We start from the raw sequence: 20,454 nt of genomic DNA on the forward strand, positions 1-20,454 counted from the left end.
TGACGCCCAGCCTGGCAATTACGACAGAAACAAAATGCGCATCGACTTGCATACCCACACTACGGCGTCTGACGGTGAACTTACGCCATCGGAACTGTTGTTACGCGCGACGGACCAGGGACTAACCCACATCGCCATTACAGATCACGATACGGTCGCCGGCTATTCCGACCTTGATATACCGGAAGGTCTGTCGGTGATACCTGGGATCGAGTTCTCCAGCCGCTGGCGCAAAATTGGGGTCCACATTGTTGGCTTGAATATCGATCTTGACCGGCCGGCGCTGTCCCAGGCGATCGCTCAACAACAACAGGTCCGCAGCGACCGCGCCAAAACGATAGCGGAACGGCTGGTAAAACTGGGCTTCGAAGACCCTTTGCCCGCAGTCAGTGCCCTTGCTGGCGGCAGCAACATCGGCCGGCCACATTTTGCCCGCCACCTGGTTGCCACTGGCAAAGTAAAAACCATTCGTGAAGCGTTCAAAAAATACCTTGGCGCAGGCAAACCGGGCGACGTGAAACAAACCTGGGCACCTATTGATGACGTTGTCCGCTGGATTAATGACGCTGGCGGTGTTGCCGTTCTTGCCCACCCTGCCCACTACCGCTTGACGCAAAGTAAGTTGAAGGAGCTGATGACGGACTTTGCGGATGCCGATGGCGCCGCGATCGAAGTTGTTTCGGGCAGCCAGGAACCCACGGTGACCCGCAAGCTCGCCAGCCTCTGCAACGACTTTGAATTGCACGCTTCAGTCGGCTCTGATTTTCATCGCCCGGATGCCCGTTGGGCAGAACTCGGTCGGTTCGCGGCTTTGCCAGACACGTGCCAGCCGGTCTGGAACCTTTGGCAATGATAGGCCCGCTAGAGATAACACCGGAGATTGTTATTCCTCCGGCCGAACTGGAAATGACAGCGATCCGTGCGCAAGGCGCTGGCGGCCAAAACGTTAATAAGGTGTCCAGCGCCATCCACTTGCGGTTCGATTCCCAGCAGTCAGCGGCTTTGCCAGAAGCGCTGAAAGAACGACTGCTGCAGATATCGGACCAACGCGTCGGCAAAGACGGTGTGATTGTCATCAAGGCGCAGCGTCACCGAACGCAGGATCAGAATCGCCGCGAAGCTCTGGAACGATTGCGCGACCTCATTCTGCCGCTGTTACACAAACCAAAGCCGCGCAAGCCCACCCGACCCAGTCGGCGCGCCGTGCAACAGCGAATCAATGAGAAAGTACACCGCGGCAAGGTCAAACAAGCTCGGGGCCCGGTGCGCGACGACTGAGCAGGCCTCCGCCGGTGGACGGTTTACGGGCCATCCACTACCTTGTGCAGTGTGCCCGAGGCATAGTCGACTGCATACAGTTCGCCGTTATTTGCTTCGCCGAAGCTTGCGATGCTCAACGCAGAATCGAAACGCTCCGTCGCAACCGCACCTTGCTGGCTGGTGGCCAGTACACTGAAGATGCGGCCACTAACGAAATCGCCAAATACATAATGGCCGCCAAGTGCCGGCAATTCCGCGCCACGGTACACGTAACCACCTGTCACCGAGCGGCCCTCGCTCCGACCATACTCGGAGATTGGATCTACGTTGTTGAGTAAACAACCGGATGCGGGCTCATAACAATGGGCACCTTCCCGTTGCCGCCAACCGTAATTCATTCCTGCCTCCACACGATTGATTTCTTCCCAACTACTCTGCCCAACGTCGCCCACCCACAACGCGCCGGTTTGTCGGTCAAAGCTGAACCGCCAGGGGTTGCGCAAGCCAAAAGCAAAGATTTCCGGGCAGCTATTGGCACCGAATCCCGTTCGGCATTCGGTACTACCGGCGTACGGGTTGTCCGCCGGGATCTCGTAAGGCGCGGCTCCGTCCACATTGATGCGGACGATGCTGCCCAGAATATTGCTTGTCGTCTGGGCCCGGTTATTGGGATCCCCGCTGCCACCGCCATCGCCGAACCCTATGTAGAGTAGACCGTCGTTACCGAACGCCAAATGACCACCGTTGTGGTTGCTACTGTCCTGCGCCACGGTCAGCAGAATGTCCTCAGAGCCCGTATCCAATGCGTCCGCACTGCTCGCTACAAACCGGGAGACCACTGACTCGAATGGGGACCCGCTACGCGTGTAGGACAAATACACTTGCCGGTTATTGGCGAAGTCCGGATGAAATGCCATGCCCAATAATCCCGACTCGCTCGCGGAGGCGTCGACGGTCCCTGTCAAGTCGGCAAATACCGTGCTGTTACTGACTGACGACTGGTTCGCAAAAACGTGGATAACACCGGTTTGAGAAACGACGTACCAACGACTGGAATCCCCGGGCGCCTGCTGCAATGCGAGCGGAGCAGCAAACGACAATTGTGGAAACACCCGTTCCAACGCAATGGTTTCACCGGCGGTAGCGGGGATCGGTGGAGGTGCCGGGGGCGGCACGGTTCCCGGGTCGCCACTACTGCCGCCACAAGCAGCGAGAAATACTATAGTCGCGAACATGCCGGATACCGGGCCGAGTTGGGATGTACTCATGATTTCGCAACCTGTCAAGAGTGCCAGATCAGCATAGGCTTCGCTGCTGATGCTGTCACGATGTCTCTGATCACCGACGCCCCAGACGACTGCTATAGTGGCGTCCACATCTGGCTCTTGCGGAGGCATGCCATGCTACGACTGACGACCGTTACTTTGCTTTGTGGACTTGCGTTTGGTGCTCTGGCTCAGGATGCCAAGCTACAGCTCGAATCATCGCTTGCTGAGATCGAACCGCAAGTCATCGCATGGCGCCGGGATTTTCACGAGCACCCGGAGCTCTCCAACCGGGAATTTCGTACAGCGGATATCGTTGCCAAGCATTTGCGGGCACTGAAGTTTGATGAGGTTACAACCGGTGTCGCGCACACGGGTGTGGTCGGTGTTTTGCGTGGCGGTAAACCGGGCCCGGTCATTGCGCTGCGAGCCGATATGGACGGACTACCGGTACAGGAACAAACCGGCCTCCCGTTCGCGTCCAAAGCCCGCGGTGAGTTTAATGGTCAGGACGTCTCGGTTATGCATGCCTGCGGTCACGATACGCACGTGGCCATGTTAATGGGCGCGGCTTCCGTACTGGCCAAACACCGCGAGCAACTTGCGGGCACTGTTAAATTTATTTTCCAGCCCGCAGAAGAAGGCCCACCGGCCGGTGAAGAAGGTGGCGCGGCCTTGATGATTGAAGAAGGCGTGCTTGACGGCCCGGATGCACCGGAGGCCATTTTGGGATTGCACGCATGGCCAATTCCGGCAGGAACGCTCAATTACCGCTCGGGCGGTTTTATGGCCGCGGCGGACAACCTGGAAATTACTATCAAGGGTCAACAGACCCACGGCTCTGCCCCCTGGGCAGGCGTTGACCCGATTTACATTGCGGCGCAGGTCATGACTGCGTTGCAAGCGATACCCGGGCGGCAACTGGATATTACGCGGGGCCCGGCGGTCATCACGATCGGCTCCATCCACGGCGGTGTGCGCGGCAACATCATTCCAGACGACGTGACCATGGCAGGCACAATTCGCACCTTTGATGTAGGTGTACGCGAAGAACTGCATGCCAAACTGAAACGAACCGTCACGAGCATCGCGGAGGCCGCCGGCGGCAGCGCAGAGATTGTCATCGACGGCTACGCTCCGGTCACAACCAATGATCCCGGCTTGTTGCGGACGATGATGCCGACCCTGGAATGGGCTGCCGGGGCATCAAAGGTGCTGGAGCACCCACCCATTACGGGCGCTGAGGACTACTCGCTCTTTCAGGAACGAATACCGGGCTTGTACCTGATGCTGGGCGTTAACAAACCCGGGGTCGCTGCCGGACAGGCATCGCCGAATCATTCGCCAAAATTCGATGCCTACGAAGGGGCCCTGATCACCGGCGTACGGGCGTTGGTTGGCTTTAGCATGGACTACGCTGGCGCCCACCCCGCCAATTAAACATAACGCGTTACCGGCATCGGTCGCCGCAAGTGGACGGCCGATGCCGTGGATTCGGTCACGGATGTGTCGATCCGACGTACCTATACTGCGGTAATGTCGAATTCTTGTCATTTTTTCGACATGTTTCCAGCGTAGGTCGATCGGATCGACACGAAGGACAAAGCTGTCGACGATCCGCCCGTTTCTCGACACGATGCGGTCAGAGCCTGGCACTGACTTGCGGAGGCACTCATGTTCCAGTTCGACCCGGCCAAACCGTACAACGATTTGCCACCCTTGCCGCCCATGGTTGGACAGATCGAATCGACGCCGATCCTCAAGCGCTGTATTGATGCCCGCGTCGCGCTGGCTGAGCTCAAGCAAGCGGCTGAGTTGATTCCCAATTCGGCGGTGCTGGTCAATGCACTGCCCTTGCTGGAAGCACGGGCCAGTTCAGAAATTGAGAATATTGTCACCACCACGGACAAACTCTTTGAGTTTGCCGACATCGCGGAAGACAAGGCAGACGCCGCCACGAAAGAGGCGCTGCGTTACCGCTCGGCACTGTACGAAGGCTCGAAGATGGTCCAGCGGCGCATGTTGTCCACAGACATGGCCATACAAATCTGCAGTACTATCAAAGATATCGAGCTTGATCTTCGTGCGGATTCTGGGCTGACTTTGAAAAATCGGATCAGTGGCGAAGTGATCTATACGCCACCGGACGGACAAAAACGGCTGCAGGCGCTGCTCGATAACTGGCAAGACTTCATGCATCGCGCTGAGGACATCGACCCACTCGTCAGGATGGCCGTGCAGCACTACCAGTTTGAGGCCATACACCCTTTTGCCGATGGCAATGGCCGCACTGGTCGGATCATGAACATTCTGTTCCTTGTAGAACAGGGCCTGCTCGACTCCCCAATCCTGTACCTCAGTCGCTACATCATTCGCCGCAAGAGTGACTATTACCGTCTCTTGCTCGAAGTCACCCGGGATCAGGCCTGGGAGGCATGGATTCTGTTCATGCTGGAGGGAGTTGAAGAAACCTGCATCTGGACCACCGACAAGATCAAGGCAATCCGCGAATTGATGCAGCACACGGCCGAGTACGTGCAACTGAAACTGCCCAAGATCTATTCCTGGGAACTGGTCATGGAACTCTTCAAGCAACCGTATTGCCGCATTGGCACGCTCGTTTCAGCCAACGTGGCCAAGCGCCAAACGGCGTCTGTGTACCTGAAACAGCTCTGTGACATCGGCGTGCTCCGCGAGTTGAAGTCCGGGCGAGAGAACCTGTTTGTCCACCCCAAATATATTGAATTGCTGAGTGGTGAGGAAAACGTGTGGATTTACTACGCCGGTGCCGAACGCGACGATGCCGATAGCTAGGCCCGCAGTTTTTCGGTGGTGAGAAATCAACTGAACTGGCACAATCATTGGCACTCCTGCCCACTATCGGAATGACTCACGTTTGATAGCCAGCCAGTCAAAACCGTTCCGAGCGTTCAAGTACACGGTCTACGGACTCTTGATGCTCAACGTCTGGCTATTCTTCGACGAGGAATGGGCGGCGTCCGCACTGCGCTTCAGCGATGGAATCGCGTTCGCGAATATCATCGAAGGCTTCGCCGCAACCATTGATACCGGGGCCTGGGTCATCCTGCTGCTCATGTTCGAGCTCGAAACCTATGTACTGGAAGACCGGCATATCACCCGCTTCGTGGCCTGGACGCTGCAACTGTTTCGCGTGCTGTGTTACGTATTTATTTGCTACGCCTTCTTCGGCTACGTGTCCAAATTGATATTCCTGATGCAAGCAACGCCGTTCACCTCCGTTAGTGATTTGTGCTCACTGGCGGGGCAAAACTGGGCGTACGCCACTGATCTGGACCAGTACGACATGATCACGGCCGGCACCTGTGACGCCTTCACCAGTAGCAATCAGTTTGTGCGCTTTTCCGGCATGGACGCTTTGGTCGATGCCGACGGCTACCGGGAAATCGTCCGCTTGGGCTGGGTGGACGTCATTAACGCAGGTGTTTGGCTCGGGGTCGTTGCAGTTCTCGAAATGGACGTGCAATTACAAACACGAGAACGCCTCCACGGCCGGATTCAACGCATCAGCAATTGCGCCAAATACATCATGTACAGTCTGCTGTTTCTGGCCGCCGTTTACTGGGGATTCAAAGGCGACTTCGTGGATTTCTGGGACGCCTTTCTCTGGCTCGTGGCGTTCGTCTTTATTGAGCTGAACGTAGTGCAGTGGCAACAGGAAGACGAGCTGGCGGCAAGAGAGGCCGACGCCGCCTTGCAAGGCGGCGTCTGAACCTGCGACGAAATCAGACGGCGCGTGTCGCCACGGCCGGGGGCACGAGGCTGGCCCGGCGTGCTGGTCCCGCCGCCGCAATTTGTCCCACCAGCCAGAGCATCAGCATGGCAGCCGGTATGAGGTACCACGAGATACGCGTGAGCTCGAAGGCCTTCACCATCCAGACGTTCAGCGCGACACTTAGAACAGCGCCGGCCGCTATCCCTACCGAACTGACCAGAAAATTCTCCAGCATGAAATAGGCGAGAATTGAGCCGCGGGTGGCACCCAATGCGCGGCGCGTCCCGATCTGCCGGGTCCGCCGACTTACATTGAAACTCGCAAGACCCACTATGCCGAGTCCAGTGATTCCGGTCAGCAATAACGCGATGAACGATAGCAGTTTCACCAATGCGGAATCACCGAGGTAGCTCCGACGCCGGGTCTCTTCCATCGTGCGCATGCTTTCCACAATTCGACTGCGGTTGCTGGTGGCAAGCATCTCTTCAACCTTGGGCATCATCGAATCAATCATGCCGGGCTCAACACGAATGACATACCGCGTGTAATCGTCCTGCCGAATCATTGGAACCAGAATGGACCGTTCGACGCCATCCCAACCGTTCCACGGGGCTTGCAATCGCTCAACGATCCCGATGACCTGCACCGGGTCGTTCTCATTGATGTACACAGTCTTGCCTACGACACTGCCGGCCTCATCCGGAAACAAGGTGTCGGCCATTGCACGAGTGATAATCCCCTGCGGCGGAAACTTGTTGCTCTGCAGGTCATTCCACACAACTTCATCCTCTCGGAAGTTGCGGCCTTCAATGAGGTTCACCCCCAGAGTTTCTATGCCGTTCTGATCGGTAAAGTATAGGGCGACGCTGCTTCCGTCACTGGATAGGCCTGGCTCGACCGACAAAGACATGGACCATCCGCCGTTCCGCAGCGGTACCGAATTGGTACTTATCGCATTCACCACGCCAGGCATTGCGCGCAGGTTCCGCAGGTCGGTTTCGATCAGAGCGCGATGATTCACGTCCTTGCCAAAGGCGTTACTCGAAATGTAAAAGATGTTTTCCTCATCAATTCCGGTCGGGCGCGACATCAGCCGCGATCGCTCCTGAATAATCGCAATCGCGTTGACGATAATCGCCATCGTTACCGCGATCTGTAAGGCGATCAATACATAGCTCGACTTGCTGCGCAGCAGGGCGCGCCAGATCGGTCCTATATTCATAACTCATTCTCCAACACTGATCCGGGCTGCTTGTTCACAGCGTTTTCAATTGACTGGCCGGTTGAATCGCGCAAGCCTTCCACGTTGGGTAAAATGCCGCGGCCAAAGATGACAAGATGGCAAGCACGACAGCGGCCAATACCATCACCCAATCCATTACCACCAGCTTGCCGATGAACTCCAGGCCTGAGTAAAGGTTGCGTATCCCCTGCAAACCCAGCCAGGTGAGGCCTACCCCAAGGACGCCACCGCTCACGCCAATAAGACTTGCTTCGACGATGTACTGGGTAAATACCGTTCGTCGGGAAGCGCCGAGTGCACGACGCAGTCCGATATCGCCCGAACGTCGCAACACTTTCGCGAGCAGCAGTCCTATCGTATTAAGCAAGCAGACAAGCAGGAACAAGACCGCCAGGACCAGTAGAATGCGGACGCTTTCGTCCACCACCTCTTGATACTGCAAGTGCTCAGTTACATTGCGCAGACGATTGTTAAGTGGGCGCGGGAACCGGCCTATCGCTTTCTGCGATTCCACGTAGGCATTCATAAAATCCGCATACTCAGCACGCTCCTGCTCTCCGTGGAGTTCAACCCACAATTGTATCCAGGCGCATTCTGAATTAGTAAAGGCGGGCCAGCCGCCGTCCGGAATCGGTTTCCAGCAATTGGTATTGCCGTCGTTGTACATCTCGTTCTCAACGCTGGTACTGAATGGCAGAAAAAGCGACTCTGCATCGTTGAATGCACCAACAGTTACGTCGTAAAACTTAGGCACTGGCGACCAGTCGTCGATAACGCCGGACACCCTGTACAGTTCACCGTTCAGTTCGACCTGGCGGCCTGTCGAATTCTCGCCGCCGAATATTTTCTCGTTCAGTTCGCGCGACAATACAACAACGTATTCGCGACTATCGTCGGCACCTTTATCCCAACCGCTGCCGTACAGGAACGGCACATCAAACATGGCAAAGAACTCGCGGCTGGTACTTCGTGAGCGAACACTGAATGGCAACGCGTCATCACCGCTTGGTTGCAGAATACGGCTGGACGAGTAACTAACAACTTGTCGTCGGGCTTTGCCCGCCGATAGTAGAGCCGTGGCATCCATATGAGTGATCTGGTCGGGTGGTTCGTTCGGTTCGTTGGCTGGTTCGTCCGGACCCCAACTATCTAACTGCACATAAAACAGCTGCGATGACTTCTGCGGTATCGGATTTCCGCTCATAACGTAATAAATCGTGACCATGCTCATGCAGGCGCCGATGCCAATAGCAATGGCCGCCACCATCAACCCGCTAAGGATCGGGTTCTTGCGTATGCTCAACACACCGAGCTTCAGGTAGTAGGCAAACATAGCGATACCTCAGGCGTTTGCGGCAGCGACGAATTCAAGGGGAGGTTCGCCAGCACAAATTCGACCATCGCGGACGAAGATGTTGCGTTCCGCACGCGTTGCCAACGCCGGCTCATGGGTAACCATGATGATGGTTGTCCCCTTGCTATGAATGTCGCAAAGAAGATCCATAACGCTGTCAGCCATGCTGGAATCCAGGTTACCGGTGGGCTCGTCGGCAAGGAGGAAGCGCGGTTCGCCAGCCAATGCCCGAGCGATAGCTACGCGTTGCTGTTGGCCACCGGACAACTGTGACGGCAGGTGTTTCTTGCGCGAAGCCAGTCCGACTACGTCCAGCACTTTTTCAATACGACGCGCACGTTCGGCCGCATCGAATCCTCGGTAGCGCAGCGGGACGTCCACGTTGTCAAAGACATCGAGTTCCGGAATCAGATTGAAACTCTGAAAAATGAAACCAATCTTTTCATTTCTTAGTCGGGACCGTTCCCGATCATTCAGAGTTGCTGCATTGCGGCCGTCGAGTTCATAGGTACCGTCTGTATAGTCCTCAAGCAATCCCGCGATGTTTAGAAATGTCGACTTTCCGGAACCTGAAGGGCCGGTAACCGATACGAACTCCCCTTCACCGACTTCGAGAGAGAAGTCTCTTAACGCATGCGTTTCAACGGTGTCTGTACGGTAGATTCTGGATAACTTTTTCATGCTCAGCATTTCGCTACTCCTGTACGTGCTGGCTCAGTCGGATATCTGGACGGTGTCGGCGCCCCTGAACTGGTCGATGCTGGAAATAATGACGCGATCACCTTCAGACAGACCGCTTATCACCTGTACAGCGCCGAGGCTGCGCGCACCCAGTACAATCGGTCGCCGCTCGGCAAGGCCATTGCCATCGAGCACGTAAGCAACGCGCCCGCCACCGCTGTCGAGAAACTGACCGCGTGCCAGCATCAGCACGTCGTCCAGTTCCTGTAACAAAATGCGGCTCGTTAGTTGCTGGTTCTGGCGAATATTCGGCGGCATCTCTTCGCTGAATCGCAGTCGACTACTCACCTGGTTGCCCACGATCTCGGGCGACACCGCAACAACCGTCGCAGCGTAACGGGTATTGCCTGCCAAAATTTCGGCACTAACCCCGGGAGCGAGGTCATCCGCGTAGCTTTCCGGTATCAATGCCTCGACTTCAAACTGTGAGAGATCCACAACGGCCATTACGGGTGTATCCCGAGCAACCGCCGCTTTCTGCTCAACCAGCAAGTCGCCGACAACGCCGGCAACGGGCGACTGAATCACCAGTCCATCGACCTGTCGCTGTAATTCATCGACGCGCAGTTTTTGTCGTGCCAGCGCGAGTTCCGAGGCACGCAATTCGAACTCGATACGTTCAGCAAACAATTGGGCGTCAGCCACGGCATGCTGATTGGCAAGTTCCGCGTTGCGCAGGTCATCCTGTGCTTTTTCGAAGTCAAGCACGGCGATAACCCCGACGGAATTGGCCGCGTCTGCACGGCGCTTCTCGCGATTAGCCGCCACCAAACGCACATCAGAAAGATCCGCTTCTTTTTGTTTTTCGAGTCGCTGTTGGCGAGCTTCAATGCGCTGTCGTTCCAGTTCAACGGTCTGCTGTTCAAGGGCGGACCGTGCCTGATCGAGTTCACTGGTCAGCTCAGGACTATCGATACGCGCAAGAACCTGTCCTTTGTCCACCGCAACACCGGCATTAACCACCAGCGTGATCGTGCCGGCAGCGGGCGCGTAGAGGGTCGGGCGAACAGCAGCGATTACCCTGCCCTGCACCGATACATCACGAACCAGAGTGCCGCGCTCCACTTGCGCAATGCGTAATCGGTCGGCAGGCACGGTTACCGTTGCATTCGCCCAGCGCTCCACTGCCGGTACGGCAACCCAGCCAATAGCGAGCAGCAGGAACAATAAAGCACCGCCAAGAAGTGGTGCTTTCAGGTTTCGACCACGATCTATGGCGACGTCCTGCCCAGAGGTGTCGGCGATTTTCAGAGTAATCCCCCCTAAGTAGCGGCCGATACGCTGTGGCCGCATTCATTCGGTTTGTGAATGAGATGCGCGTAGAGGAGAAAACGTTGTAACGGTGTCGCAGATTTTTCCCAGCCAGGGGCTGAGCGGGACTATTTCGTAGTGAACGCCGGATCGCTGGCTGCTATCGAAAGCAAATCGGGGGACTGGTCCTGCACATCCAGCGCGACCAATTGCCGCTGCGCATTCAATGTCATTAACCAGGGGTGCCAGCGCATTTCACTGGCTCGACGATAGTGCCCTGATACCTGCCAACCGTCGCCAGCGGGATAGATATACACTTTGCCGATCTTGCGATCCGGCGCAACCGGGTCAATGATATCCACCGAGCTTTCCCTGCCGACGTAGGACCGCAGTATTTCCCGGGCCGCCATGACAATCACCTCTTCCTGCCGCCGTTGTTCTTTGGGCAAGGGGTCTGTAATTCGCTCATAGGAATAAAAGGCCAGCAGTAGACCGAAGCCAATCGCAATGACCCGACTCAAGATACGGTGATTCAACATACCGGCAAAGGCCTCAGGGAATTCCGGTTATTTTGTGCGTCTGCAGACTCAGTTTCCAGCGCGGGTGCCGAAGACAATAGTCAATCACGAGCTGGGTGTTTGCCGCGCGCTCGGGACAGTCCATCGGCTGCAGATAAAAATGTTCAAAGGACATACTCTCGAACTCGGTTGGTTGAGCCGACGCCTCGACTTGCGGGTACACGAGCTTCAGCTCGTCTCCGTTGGTCTGCACCAACGTAGCCCCCGCTTTAGGGCTGACGCAAACCCAGTCTATTTGTTCCGGTGCTGGCAGTGTGCCATTGGTTTCAACGCCAACTTCGAAGCCACGCGCATGTAATGCGTCTATCGCCGCAACGTCCAGCTGCAGCAGTGGCTCACCGCCAGTGCATACGACGTACGGCTGACCACCGGCACCCGACGGCCAACGACGCAGGACCGCATCGGCCAGCGCCGCCGCATCAGTAAATTTGCCGCCGCCTTCGCCGTCAGTGCCCACGAAATCGGTATCACAAAAGCGGCACACTGCCCGCTCGCGATCCTTCTCACGCCCGGACCATAAATTACACCCCGCAAACCGAAGAAATACCGCCGCCCTTCCCGCACGCGCGCCCTCTCCCTGCAGCGTGAAAAACAATTCCTTGACGGAGTAGGTCACGGTTCGAGCAACGGATCAGCAATGCCCGCCTCGGCAAAACCGCGCGCGCGCAATACGCAGGCAGGGCATTCCGCGCAGGGAGGCCGAACACCGTTGTAGCAGGTGTGCGTGTCGGCCATCGCCTCCAGAGCGCCCTCGTCCCTTGCCAGCCAGACGGTTTCTTTCTTCGACAAGTGCATCAACGGAGTGTGTATCGTGAAGTCTGTTTCCATACCCAGGCGCAGCGCTGTCTGTAGAGCTGTAATCGTTTCTTCGCGGCAATCCGGATAGCCACTGTAATCGGTCTGCGCGACGCCCGTGACCAGATGGCGAATTCCACGCTGCCAGGCGAACGCCGCCGCTGCCGTCAGAAACAGCAGATTTCGGCCGGGTACGAACGAGTTTGGCAAGCCCGTTGCCGATTCCACTTCCTGACCTACCGCCATACTCGAATCCGTTAGTGAATTCCCACCCAACGCCGACAAGGTGTCCATGGGAACAAGAACCTGTGATACACCCGCTCTGGCAGCAATGCGCTTCGCGCACTGCAACTCAATGCGATGTCTCTGACCGTAGTCGAATGTAATGCACTGAACCTTCGCGAAACGGGTTAGTGCCCAGTACAGGCAAGTCGTGGAGTCCTGTCCTCCCGACAATACAACCAGAGCGTCCTCGCGCATGTTGTCAGATTTCGGATTCACTGCCGCTACTTCCGAAACAGATCTTCGGCCGACTGGCGGCCCGAATCAGGCTCTTCACTTGCCGACGCGTTGTCACCGAACAGCGAGGCCAAAGCGGCATTCGCGCTCGCTGCAGGATCAGTATCGGCCGCGACGTAACGATCAGTGGCTGGTTTGAACCAGTCGCAGAAGTTGGCGTTCACTTTGTTCATGACTTCTTCGGCATCGTCCTCGCGACATTGACGCGCCACGCCACGATCAAAATGCTGACACATTCGGCAGACATGTACATAGTGCGAGCACGATGGGCATTGATCCTGACGCGACAATGGCAGACTCAGACCCTCGAGAGAGGTGCCGCAGCGGTAGCACTGGATGATATCGGTCATTCTGTCGCTCATGGATTTAAATGCCAGGCAAGTATACCCGCAACGGTCCATTGAACACCTCTGACGAGCGGCAAGACAGTTGAAAGCAAGGTAGAGTTGCGCCCATGAAAGTCTACTCACCCGCCACAACCCAGCGCCGGAATACCGTACGCGGCATAGGCATGCTTGCCGTGCTGACCACCAGTCTGCTGCTCGCCAGTTGCTCCACCGCTTTGCCGCTCTTGAACAGTGAACGTATCGAATCTCAGTTTGGCAGCTACCTCGTCCGGGTCTTGTACCAGGACGAGCAGTGGCGTATGAGCAGCCTGGAAAGTACGGATGATGGCGGGCCAGTAACCCGAACAATGGCGGTCGTTCGTTTTGCGGACGACCTGCCTGACGAGCTTCTCGCGCCGCATCGAGAGATCACTGCTGGCGGCTCCATCGGAGCGACGTTTCGCAATGCTGGCTGGGCCATTGGTAAGTCCGGCACTTACATAGATCAGTTCGACCTTTCGGCGCACGAAGCAACCATCGGCGCCCTGATGAAACTGCCAACGGTCGGCAACATAGCCGTACATATTTATGACTTTGACGTGTCGCGCGACGCTCAGACCTACACTTACGCCAGTATCGTTGAGCTTCACCATCCGGATTACCTGACCGTCTCCGACCTGCAGTCAATCTATGGGCCGTCAACGTCGTCGGCCGAAGTGTCGGCGTTGTTGCCGGCCTTACGCGCAATCCTCCTGGACAAGGCGCCGTATTTGGTCCGCTGAGTAAATGCGATTACACTCAGGCCAAGCTTCCGAGTTCCGTCAAGAGGATCGAGCGATGCATACCACGTACAAACTCAGTGCCCTGCTCTACGCCGTTCTGCTGTTCGTTGCAGTACCAACACATGCCCAAAGCAGCGATGATGAAGTTGCCGTGTGGGCCACGGTTGAACAACAGTGGCGCGCGGCCAAGCGCGGAGACAACGACTGGGTGGACGAATTATTGTCCGCCGATTTCGTCGGTTGGCCAACGGATTCCCCGGCTCCAAGAAACAAAGCATCGACCCGCTTGTGGAACGACTTCAATTCCAGGCAAACCGAACTGCTCGAATTCGAACTGTACCCTCAAGCTATTGTCATTCACGGTGATATGGCCGTCGTGCACTACCTGTACACAGCTGCCAACAAGGCCAAAGGTAGTGATGTCGAGTTCAGTAGCGGGCGTTACAGCGACATCCTCGTTCGGTCCGAAGATGGCTGGCGTTTCGTCGCCTGGCACGGTGGTAACGATAACTGAGTTCAGACCAGCGGGGGTTTCGGCGCGCGTGGTTGTGGCGATGCGATTGGCGCCACCGATCCCCCCGGCGCTACCGGCTTTTTTCCAGCGCGCAGTACGAAGACATTGCCAGCCAGTACCAGCAGCGTGCCCAGCAACAGGCTGGAGCTGATCGTCAGGTCCTCAAATAGAACGGACAGTACGAGAGCCACCACCGGGAACAGCACGGTGGCATAACCCGCTTTGTGCGCCCCTATTCTGCCCAGCAATGTCAGGTAGGCACCAAACGCGACGATCGAACCGATTACCGCCAGGTAGACCAGGGACACCAGGTAGGCGGGGCTCTGGTCGAAAACAAAATCGCTGCCGGAACCTAGCGCAATCAACCCGGTAAACAGCGCACCGTAGGCCATGCCCCAGGCGTTCGATTGCAGGATCGGTAAGCCACGACCCTGGGAATCCTGAGAGACCATATTCCCGAACGATGCTAGCAGCGCACCGAGCAGCGCAATCAAGGTGCCGTAGAACGTTGCGTCGTTGAGACTCAGCACTTCGATCTGCGGATAAAAAATCAGGACGATGCCTGTAATGCCCAGCAACGATCCGCCAACCGCCCGCCAATCACTTCGGGCGCCAAAAAACAGGCGGGCGTTAATCATGTTCATCCAGAGCATGGTCGAAAACACGATGGCGGCAAACGCGGACGTCACGTACAACTGCGCACGGTACGCGAGAATGTAGTTCAGGCTGAATAACAACAAGCCCAGCAACATGAAGCGCAGGTGTGCCGCGGCGCCGAAGCGCAAGCGCTTGCGAGCACGGTAGCACCACGCGAACAGCAATCCCGCGGCCAGCACGTAACGGTAGAACACAGAGACTTCCGTCGGCACCACCCCAAGCTGAAACTCAATGGCAAGCCACGTCGAGCCCCAGATCAGAACCGTCAATGTGTACAGTAATGTGTTGTTCACCGGTCGATTCCGCTATGGCTTGTTGTTGCAGTCCAGTTTGCAATACGCGTCGCGCAGCAGGCGAGCGTTAAATTCCCGGTAACGGTGCAAACGTGTCGCGGGCGACAGCAACCCGCTGAGGGCTTGTCGCCAGGACAGCCGCTGGAAGGTGCCCATCTTCTCCGCCATTGCGTTTTGCTCGCAATTGCACCCTGTTGTGTTCATTGCTTCTCTCCTCGCCCTCCACGGGCCAGACCGTGCTTGACTATAAGGCCGGGGTGACGCTATAACAGATGCAGTTTTTCAAAAATGTCAGGTGAACAGTAATGCTCGCAGTCGACAAGCAGAACGGGGACTTTCTATACCGTCAGGTAATCGACCTGATCGCCGACAAAATTGAAACGGGGACCTTGCGTCCCGGCGACCGATTGCCCTCACTGCGGCGCATGAGTGAACAAATCGGAGTGAGCGTACCGACCGTCCGGCAGGCCTATATCGAACTGGAACGCCAGCGCCGCGTTCAATCTCGCCCGCAGTCCGGCTTCTACGTCCGCGCTCGGGCGGCGAATGAACTGGTGAGGCCCAGTCCCGCCTTTCGCCCCGCGGCAAAACCCACTCCGGTTGCATGCCGCTCATTGATCGAACGGGTGTTTGATGGCCTGTACAGCACACGCCTCGTGCCACTGGGTATCGCCAATCCGACCATGGCCCGACCTGCTGCAAAAAGCCTCAATCGCACAATGAAACGCGTGATGGCGCGCACCGATGGTCGCGTTCTAAGTTACGCCCACACTCTTGGCGATCCGGGTCTGCGCCGACAAATTGCGTATCGCTATCTCGACACGATTGGCAGTGACGTCAATACCGACGAAATATGCATTACCAACGGGGGGCAGGAAGCACTGCTTCTTGCCTTGAAAGCCGTCGCGCAACCGGGTGATGTCATAGCCGTCGAATCGCCTTGTTATCACGGCTTGCTGGAGCTGATTGACAGCCTCGGCATGCTGGCTATTGAAGTGGAGACTTGCCCGAAAGAAGGTGTCCAGCTCGAAGCACTTGAGAAAACGCTCAGTGCACACTCGGTCAAAGCCTGCATTTTTGCCACGACCCTGAGTAACCCCCTGGGGGTCACTATGCCCGACGACAATCGCCGGGAACTCGTACACATGATTGAACGTCACCGCATAACCCTGATCGAGGATGACGTGTACGGCGACCTTCGTTTCGACGGCTTTCGCCCTAAACCCGCTGAGTTCCATTCCCGCCAGGGCCGGGTCCTGACTTGCGGTTCGTTTTCGAAGACGGCCGCACCCGGGTATCGCATCGGCTGGTTGCTCGCTGGTCGCTACACCGCCGAAATTGAACGCCTGAAACGGTCGTTCTCATGCTCATCCGGACTGTTGCAACAACTGACCTTGAGCGAGTTTCTTGCCAGTGGTGACTACGATCGCTACCTGAAGGCCTTGCGACCGGTGCTGCAATGCAATGCCGAACGAATGGCGGCACTCATCGCCGAATACTTTCCGGCGGAAACCCGCACGTCGCAACCGGTAGGCGGTTCAGTGTTGTGGCTGGAATTACCCCGCAATGTCGATTCTGAGGAACTATTTGATCGTGCGGTCGCCCAAGGAATAAGTATCGCGCCTGGTTTGATTTTTTCACCACGGACACGTTACCGAAATTTCGTACGGCTGAGTTTCGGTCACCCCTGGTCAGAGGCTATCGAGAAATCACTGCGCTGGCTGGGTGGTGAGGTGCGCGCAAGTCTCCGCGCCGCCTGACGCCTGCATCGACGCAGCACCCTTTAAAACCAAGCACTTGCAATCCTGATCCCGGTTAAGGCCGCGTTCAGGTTCGTCACAGTACACTTTGCGCTACATTCGGAGCTGCGCCTGTGCTCCACAGGGAGAACGCGATGAATAGCCAAACGCTTACCCAGAACCTGCCACTGCGACTCATAGCCGTGTCCTGCCTGCTGTTCACAGCCGGCTTGAGCTACGCGCAAACGCCAGTGGACGACAACGGCAACCCAATCGGGACTGTTTACAGTGACGACGCGGGCGACGAGTCCGTAGCGCCAATGCTTTCGCCAGAAGAACTGGAGACCCTGGTTGGCCCAATCGCTTTGTACCCGGACGATTTGCTCGCGGTTGTCCTGCCAGCTTCCACGTACCCGCTGGAAATTGTTCAGGCCGCACGCTTTCTTGACGACCTTGAAAATGACAGCCGACTGAAACCTGACGAGAGTTGGGACGACTCCGTTGTCGCTCTGCTTAATTATCCCGAAGTTGTCAAAATGATGAGCGACGATCTGGACTGGACCTGGCGTCTTGGCGAAGCGGTCGTCGCACAACAGAATGATGTTGTTGCTGCCGTCGAAGCATTTCGCGATCGTGCCTACGCGGCCGGCAACCTCAAGACTGACGATCGCCAGCGCGTGACCCGGACCGGTACAACCATTGAGATCGAACCGGTCGATGACGATGTCATTTACGTTCCGTATTACGAGCCCGAGGTCGTCGTACTGCGACAGCCGTCGCGCGCCTATCACTATTACCCGCGTGCCTACCCGGTCTATTACTACCCCTACCCCGCTGACTACCACTTTGGCTCGGGGCTGTTTTGGGGCGTAACCACGGCGTATCAGATTGGCTGGTCCAACCACTTCCTGCACGTCCAGCACCATAGCTACCTCGGTCACCCGTACTACGGCAGGAGCTATTACGACCGTTACTACTGGCGTCGACCGAGCATCCAGGTGTTCCATACCTATTACGGGCGCAACAGCCACAGCAACAGTGGCTACCGTAACCGGCACGGTGACTACTGGCGTCCTCGCCACCGTGGTGGCGCGCGGCCGGGTCACTATGAATCCCGGACCCGTTACTATACGGACCGACGTCGCAGCTCAAGTAACGACGGTTATGCGCGGCGTGAGCAGGCGGCTCAACAGGGCCAGGCTCAACGACGGAACAATACCCAGGCAGCCCGTCGCAACCTCGGGACGCGTTCTTCGGAGCGACGCGCTGACCTCGCCGAGCGTCGCACGAGCAATACTGCGGCTCGCCGTAACAGCGACGACAACGCAATCCGGTTTCGCTCTCGGAGTACGTCAGACAATGCCCGTAATCCCAGCGGCGATCCGTCTGTGCGCCGGCAGTCGCCATCGGTCCAGGCCGGTGACACCCGGCGATCGTCGGCTGCGCCGCGCGAAAATCGTGGTTCGGCAGCGACTGAAAGACGCAGTGCCAATACGACGATTGCGCAACGCCGAAACGAACAGGCTCGTGAAAGCCAGCGTTCGGTAGTACGGCAAAGGGACACGGTGACGTCTGCGCCCTCGTTCCGGTCGCGTACAGAAAGTGAACGTAACGCGGTCAGTCGCTCAAGGTCACGCCCGGAAGTCACCCGCCGCGACCGACCGAGTGCCCCGGCACGAGCAGAATCATCCCGCCGTGCGGGCAGCGTCCAGGCTCCTCGACAACGTGCCCAACCCGTTCAGCGGCAGAGCCCGCGGCCGCGGGCGCAACCAACGCAGCGACAGAGCCAGCCGCAGCGCAACGACAGAGCGAAGCCATCGCGCAGCAATCGATCACAGAGTGAACGTGGCAACCGGCGCCGTAATCAGTAATGTGAGATGCAACGAACCGCGTTGCGCTTAGTCGTTCTTCTTGTCAGACGGGGTGCCATTGGCACCCCGTTTTCTATCCGTCTTCTTTCCGCCGTCGCCGGTCAGCTCCCAGGCAATGAACGCGATGGCGCCACACACCACCAGGGCGAGGAAGATGATGATCAATGACAGCAGGTTCATGTCGACATCCTAACATCAGTTATCAGTCCGCTTTCGTCTTGCTATCCGGCTTGGGCAGACGGCCCTGCTTGCGCAGCGATTCCCGGAGCATAAATTCGATCTGCGCGTTAAGGCTGCGCAGATCGTCATTTGCCCATCGCTGCATGGCCTCGAGAATCTTCTCATCGATGCGCAGCGCGAACGCTTTTCGCGAACTCATGAACGCAATACCAATGGCTTCAGGTCAATGGTGTGCATGTCACGAATAGAGCGATCCGGTATTGAGCACCGGCTGCGCGTTCTCCTCGCTACACAGCACCACCAGCAGGTTACTGACCATCGCCGCTTTGCGCTCGTCGTCCAGGTCTACAATCTGTTTTGCATTCAGTTGTTCCAGCGCCATATCGACCATACCGACCGCACCAGCAACGATCTGTGTTCGTGCGGCAATAATGGCCGAAGCCTGTTGCCGGCGTAGCATCGCGTGAGCGATTTCCGGTGCATAGGCCAGATGGCTGATACGGGCCTCGATCACTGAAACTCCAGCTTGTTCGAGACGACTCTGGATTTCACCGCGTAGAAGCGTTGGCGACTTCCTGCGGGTCGCTGCGCAGCGCAATGCCCTCGCCTTCATGCGGTTCGTACGGATAAGACGTCGATAGATCGCGTAGCGCTGACTCGCTCTGGATGTGGACAAATTCCTCGTAGTCGTCTACCTCGAACATCGCCTCCGCGGTGTCGACCACTTTCCACACAACAACGGCCGCAATCTCAATGGGACTGCCCTGAGAATCGTTCACCTTCAGCTTGCCACTTTCGAAATTACGTACTCGCGTGGAAACCCTGCTCTTTGCGTAGAAAGGATTGGCCCAGCGAAGTCCCGAATCGCGGACTGTCCCGGAATACTTGCCGAACAGCTGCAGAACCTTGGCTTCGTTCGGGTGCACCATAAAAAAGCCCGCCCAACACACCAGCACCACCAGAATCACTAAGGCCGAGAACAGACAGCCGACCAGGGATTGCGCCTTAACCGCCTGCATCAACGTGAATAACGTGGCGATTTGCGCCATGGCGAGCACTACCAACATCACGTAACCGGACCAAGCCTGACGTACTACCTCGCGATTCATGCGCATCTCCTTGTGCATTATTTAGCTATCATTGTGATATCACTCCTGCCTACATGTCAATCGTTGTCTGTCCATACAGCAGGACGGAAGCGCTAGAACGTCGGCGAACAGCGCTGTTGGCAGAATGTGCAGCCAACCCATCTGTTCAAGAGTAGTGACACGCGCATTGTGTATTGCGTGCATAAGCAGCTTGTTGATACTTCAGACTGGTTCGCAATCGAGC

General features: G+C 57.0%; 22 protein-coding genes and 1 pseudogene. 9 read left to right on the forward strand and 14 right to left on the reverse strand.

Annotation, left to right across the window (positions count from 1 at the left end; genetic code table 11):
- The first annotated feature begins 34 nt into the window (after positions 1 to 34).
- Both AC0L8N_RS18460 and arfB read left to right on the forward strand, forming a co-directional pair.
- Positions 35 to 853, forward strand: a complete 819-nt coding sequence (locus tag AC0L8N_RS18460) for a PHP domain-containing protein (protein WP_473669857.1) — start codon at positions 35 to 37, stop codon at positions 851 to 853.
- Positions 850 to 1,278, forward strand: a complete 429-nt coding sequence (gene arfB / locus AC0L8N_RS18465; RefSeq protein ID WP_473669859.1) for an alternative ribosome rescue aminoacyl-tRNA hydrolase ArfB — start codon at positions 850 to 852, stop codon at positions 1,276 to 1,278. Before AC0L8N_RS18460 ends, arfB begins: the two co-directional genes overlap by 4 nt.
- Before the next feature lie 23 nt (positions 1,279 to 1,301).
- Here the strand turns inward: arfB and AC0L8N_RS18470 are convergent, their stop codons facing one another.
- Entirely contained in the window at positions 1,302 to 2,636 is a 1,335-nt protein-coding gene (locus AC0L8N_RS18470) for a PQQ-dependent sugar dehydrogenase (protein WP_473669861.1), read from the reverse strand.
- A gap of 24 nt (positions 2,637 to 2,660) precedes the next feature.
- Between AC0L8N_RS18470 and AC0L8N_RS18475 the strand changes: the two genes are divergently transcribed.
- The 3 genes from AC0L8N_RS18475 (at position 2,661) to AC0L8N_RS18485 (ending at position 6,276) form a co-directional block, all read left to right on the forward strand.
- Positions 2,661 to 3,965, forward strand: coding sequence for an amidohydrolase (locus tag AC0L8N_RS18475; RefSeq protein WP_473669863.1), 1,305 nt, complete (start codon positions 2,661 to 2,663; stop codon positions 3,963 to 3,965).
- Between the two features lie 234 nt (positions 3,966 to 4,199).
- Positions 4,200 to 5,339 carry a protein adenylyltransferase Fic gene (fic, locus tag AC0L8N_RS18480; protein ID WP_473669865.1) on the forward strand — a complete coding sequence of 380 codons (1,140 nt, stop codon included), beginning with the start codon at positions 4,200 to 4,202 and terminating at the stop codon, positions 5,337 to 5,339.
- Between the two features lie 142 nt (positions 5,340 to 5,481).
- Positions 5,482 to 6,276: a hypothetical protein gene (locus AC0L8N_RS18485; RefSeq protein ID WP_473669867.1), complete on the forward strand. Its 795-nt coding sequence runs from the start codon at positions 5,482 to 5,484 to the stop codon at positions 6,274 to 6,276.
- 13 nt (positions 6,277 to 6,289) lie between these two features.
- On the opposite strand, the gene AC0L8N_RS18490 is transcribed toward AC0L8N_RS18485, so the two are convergent.
- The 8 genes from AC0L8N_RS18490 to AC0L8N_RS18525 form a co-directional block, all read right to left on the reverse strand.
- Positions 6,290 to 7,501 carry an ABC transporter permease gene (locus tag AC0L8N_RS18490; protein ID WP_473669869.1) on the reverse strand — a complete coding sequence of 404 codons (1,212 nt, stop codon included), beginning with the start codon at positions 7,499 to 7,501 and terminating at the stop codon, positions 6,290 to 6,292.
- A 34-nt stretch (positions 7,502 to 7,535) separates the two neighbouring features.
- Complete coding sequence (locus tag AC0L8N_RS18495) at positions 7,536 to 8,855, reverse strand: ABC transporter permease (RefSeq protein ID WP_473669871.1); 1,320 nt, start codon at positions 8,853 to 8,855, stop codon at positions 7,536 to 7,538.
- Between the two features lie 9 nt (positions 8,856 to 8,864).
- Positions 8,865 to 9,566 (reverse strand): ABC transporter ATP-binding protein, encoded by a 702-nt coding sequence (locus tag AC0L8N_RS18500; RefSeq protein ID WP_473669873.1) that lies wholly within the window; start codon positions 9,564 to 9,566, stop codon positions 8,865 to 8,867.
- 24 nt (positions 9,567 to 9,590) lie between these two features.
- Positions 9,591 to 10,910: an efflux RND transporter periplasmic adaptor subunit gene (locus AC0L8N_RS18505; RefSeq protein ID WP_473669875.1), complete on the reverse strand. Its 1,320-nt coding sequence runs from the start codon at positions 10,908 to 10,910 to the stop codon at positions 9,591 to 9,593.
- A gap of 86 nt (positions 10,911 to 10,996) precedes the next feature.
- Complete coding sequence (locus AC0L8N_RS18510) at positions 10,997 to 11,407, reverse strand: hypothetical protein (RefSeq protein ID WP_473669877.1); 411 nt, start codon at positions 11,405 to 11,407, stop codon at positions 10,997 to 10,999.
- A gap of 13 nt (positions 11,408 to 11,420) precedes the next feature.
- Entirely contained in the window at positions 11,421 to 12,062 is a 642-nt protein-coding gene (queE, locus tag AC0L8N_RS18515; RefSeq protein ID WP_473669879.1) for a 7-carboxy-7-deazaguanine synthase, read from the reverse strand.
- A complete protein-coding gene (queC, locus tag AC0L8N_RS18520) occupies positions 12,059 to 12,721 on the reverse strand; it encodes a 7-cyano-7-deazaguanine synthase QueC (RefSeq protein WP_473670237.1) in 663 nt (220 codons plus the stop codon). Before queC ends, queE begins: the two co-directional genes overlap by 4 nt.
- 26 nt (positions 12,722 to 12,747) lie before the next feature.
- Positions 12,748 to 13,110: a hypothetical protein gene (locus tag AC0L8N_RS18525; RefSeq protein ID WP_473669881.1), complete on the reverse strand. Its 363-nt coding sequence runs from the start codon at positions 13,108 to 13,110 to the stop codon at positions 12,748 to 12,750.
- Between the two features lie 104 nt (positions 13,111 to 13,214).
- Between AC0L8N_RS18525 and AC0L8N_RS18530 the strand changes: the two genes are divergently transcribed.
- Both AC0L8N_RS18530 and AC0L8N_RS18535 read left to right on the forward strand, forming a co-directional pair.
- Positions 13,215 to 13,868: a hypothetical protein gene (locus tag AC0L8N_RS18530; protein ID WP_473669883.1), complete on the forward strand. Its 654-nt coding sequence runs from the start codon at positions 13,215 to 13,217 to the stop codon at positions 13,866 to 13,868.
- A 55-nt stretch (positions 13,869 to 13,923) separates the two neighbouring features.
- A complete protein-coding gene (locus tag AC0L8N_RS18535; RefSeq protein WP_473669885.1) occupies positions 13,924 to 14,382 on the forward strand; it encodes a nuclear transport factor 2 family protein in 459 nt (152 codons plus the stop codon).
- A 2-nt stretch (positions 14,383 to 14,384) separates the two neighbouring features.
- Here the strand turns inward: AC0L8N_RS18535 and AC0L8N_RS18540 are convergent, their stop codons facing one another.
- Together AC0L8N_RS18540 and AC0L8N_RS18545 are read right to left on the reverse strand one after the other, a co-directional pair.
- Positions 14,385 to 15,332: a DMT family transporter gene (locus AC0L8N_RS18540; RefSeq protein ID WP_473669887.1), complete on the reverse strand. Its 948-nt coding sequence runs from the start codon at positions 15,330 to 15,332 to the stop codon at positions 14,385 to 14,387.
- Positions 15,333 to 15,344: 12 nt separating this feature from the next.
- On the reverse strand, positions 15,345 to 15,536 hold the full coding sequence (locus AC0L8N_RS18545; protein ID WP_473669889.1) for a hypothetical protein: 192 nt from the start codon (positions 15,534 to 15,536) through the stop codon (positions 15,345 to 15,347).
- 101 nt (positions 15,537 to 15,637) lie between these two features.
- On the opposite strand from AC0L8N_RS18545, the gene AC0L8N_RS18550 reads away from it, so the two are divergent.
- Positions 15,638 to 17,092 (forward strand): aminotransferase-like domain-containing protein, encoded by a 1,455-nt coding sequence (locus AC0L8N_RS18550; RefSeq protein WP_473669891.1) that lies wholly within the window; start codon positions 15,638 to 15,640, stop codon positions 17,090 to 17,092.
- A 134-nt stretch (positions 17,093 to 17,226) separates the two neighbouring features.
- Positions 17,227 to 18,942, forward strand: a complete 1,716-nt coding sequence (locus tag AC0L8N_RS18555) for a DUF3300 domain-containing protein (protein ID WP_473669893.1) — start codon at positions 17,227 to 17,229, stop codon at positions 18,940 to 18,942.
- Positions 18,943 to 18,969: 27 nt separating this feature from the next.
- On the opposite strand, the gene AC0L8N_RS18560 is transcribed toward AC0L8N_RS18555, so the two are convergent.
- From AC0L8N_RS18560 to AC0L8N_RS18570, 3 genes and pseudogenes are all read right to left on the reverse strand, one after another.
- On the reverse strand, positions 18,970 to 19,122 hold the full coding sequence (locus AC0L8N_RS18560; protein ID WP_473669895.1) for a hypothetical protein: 153 nt from the start codon (positions 19,120 to 19,122) through the stop codon (positions 18,970 to 18,972).
- A 22-nt stretch (positions 19,123 to 19,144) separates the two neighbouring features.
- Entirely contained in the window at positions 19,145 to 19,321 is a 177-nt protein-coding gene (locus AC0L8N_RS18565; RefSeq protein ID WP_473669897.1) for a type II toxin-antitoxin system antitoxin, read from the reverse strand.
- A 39-nt stretch (positions 19,322 to 19,360) separates the two neighbouring features.
- A pseudogene (locus AC0L8N_RS18570) lies at positions 19,361 to 20,231 on the reverse strand (SPFH domain-containing protein).
- Positions 20,232 to 20,454 lie beyond the last annotated feature (223 nt).

It is taken from the genome of Woeseia sp. D3-10, from assembly GCF_055809415.1.

Bases quoted from the DNA above. Each gene is read 5' to 3' on its own strand.
- AC0L8N_RS18505 (WP_473669875.1), bottom strand. From the start codon at position 10,910: ATGCGGCCACAGCGTATCGGCCGCTACTTAGGGGGGATTACTCTGAAA.
- AC0L8N_RS18475 (WP_473669863.1), top strand. From the start codon at position 2,661: ATGCTACGACTGACGACCGTTACTTTGCTTTGTGGACTTGCGTTTGGT.
- AC0L8N_RS18560 (WP_473669895.1), bottom strand. From the start codon at position 19,122: ATGAACCTGCTGTCATTGATCATCATCTTCCTCGCCCTGGTGGTGTGT.
- AC0L8N_RS18490 (WP_473669869.1), bottom strand. From the start codon at position 7,501: ATGAATATAGGACCGATCTGGCGCGCCCTGCTGCGCAGCAAGTCGAGC.
- AC0L8N_RS18495 (WP_473669871.1), bottom strand. From the start codon at position 8,855: ATGTTTGCCTACTACCTGAAGCTCGGTGTGTTGAGCATACGCAAGAAC.
- AC0L8N_RS18510 (WP_473669877.1), bottom strand. From the start codon at position 11,407: ATGTTGAATCACCGTATCTTGAGTCGGGTCATTGCGATTGGCTTCGGT.
- queC (WP_473670237.1), bottom strand. From the start codon at position 12,721: ATGCGCGAGGACGCTCTGGTTGTATTGTCGGGAGGACAGGACTCCACG.
- AC0L8N_RS18565 (WP_473669897.1), bottom strand. From the start codon at position 19,321: ATGAGTTCGCGAAAAGCGTTCGCGCTGCGCATCGATGAGAAGATTCTC.
- AC0L8N_RS18485 (WP_473669867.1), top strand. From the start codon at position 5,482: ATGCTCAACGTCTGGCTATTCTTCGACGAGGAATGGGCGGCGTCCGCA.
- AC0L8N_RS18530 (WP_473669883.1), top strand. From the start codon at position 13,215: ATGAAAGTCTACTCACCCGCCACAACCCAGCGCCGGAATACCGTACGC.
- AC0L8N_RS18545 (WP_473669889.1), bottom strand. From the start codon at position 15,536: ATGAACACAACAGGGTGCAATTGCGAGCAAAACGCAATGGCGGAGAAG.
- AC0L8N_RS18550 (WP_473669891.1), top strand. From the start codon at position 15,638: ATGCTCGCAGTCGACAAGCAGAACGGGGACTTTCTATACCGTCAGGTA.
- AC0L8N_RS18525 (WP_473669881.1), bottom strand. From the start codon at position 13,110: ATGACCGATATCATCCAGTGCTACCGCTGCGGCACCTCTCTCGAGGGT.
- AC0L8N_RS18460 (WP_473669857.1), top strand. From the start codon at position 35: ATGCGCATCGACTTGCATACCCACACTACGGCGTCTGACGGTGAACTT.
- arfB (WP_473669859.1), top strand. From the start codon at position 850: ATGATAGGCCCGCTAGAGATAACACCGGAGATTGTTATTCCTCCGGCC.
- AC0L8N_RS18555 (WP_473669893.1), top strand. From the start codon at position 17,227: ATGAATAGCCAAACGCTTACCCAGAACCTGCCACTGCGACTCATAGCC.
- AC0L8N_RS18535 (WP_473669885.1), top strand. From the start codon at position 13,924: ATGCATACCACGTACAAACTCAGTGCCCTGCTCTACGCCGTTCTGCTG.
- fic (WP_473669865.1), top strand. From the start codon at position 4,200: ATGTTCCAGTTCGACCCGGCCAAACCGTACAACGATTTGCCACCCTTG.
- AC0L8N_RS18500 (WP_473669873.1), bottom strand. From the start codon at position 9,566: ATGCTGAGCATGAAAAAGTTATCCAGAATCTACCGTACAGACACCGTT.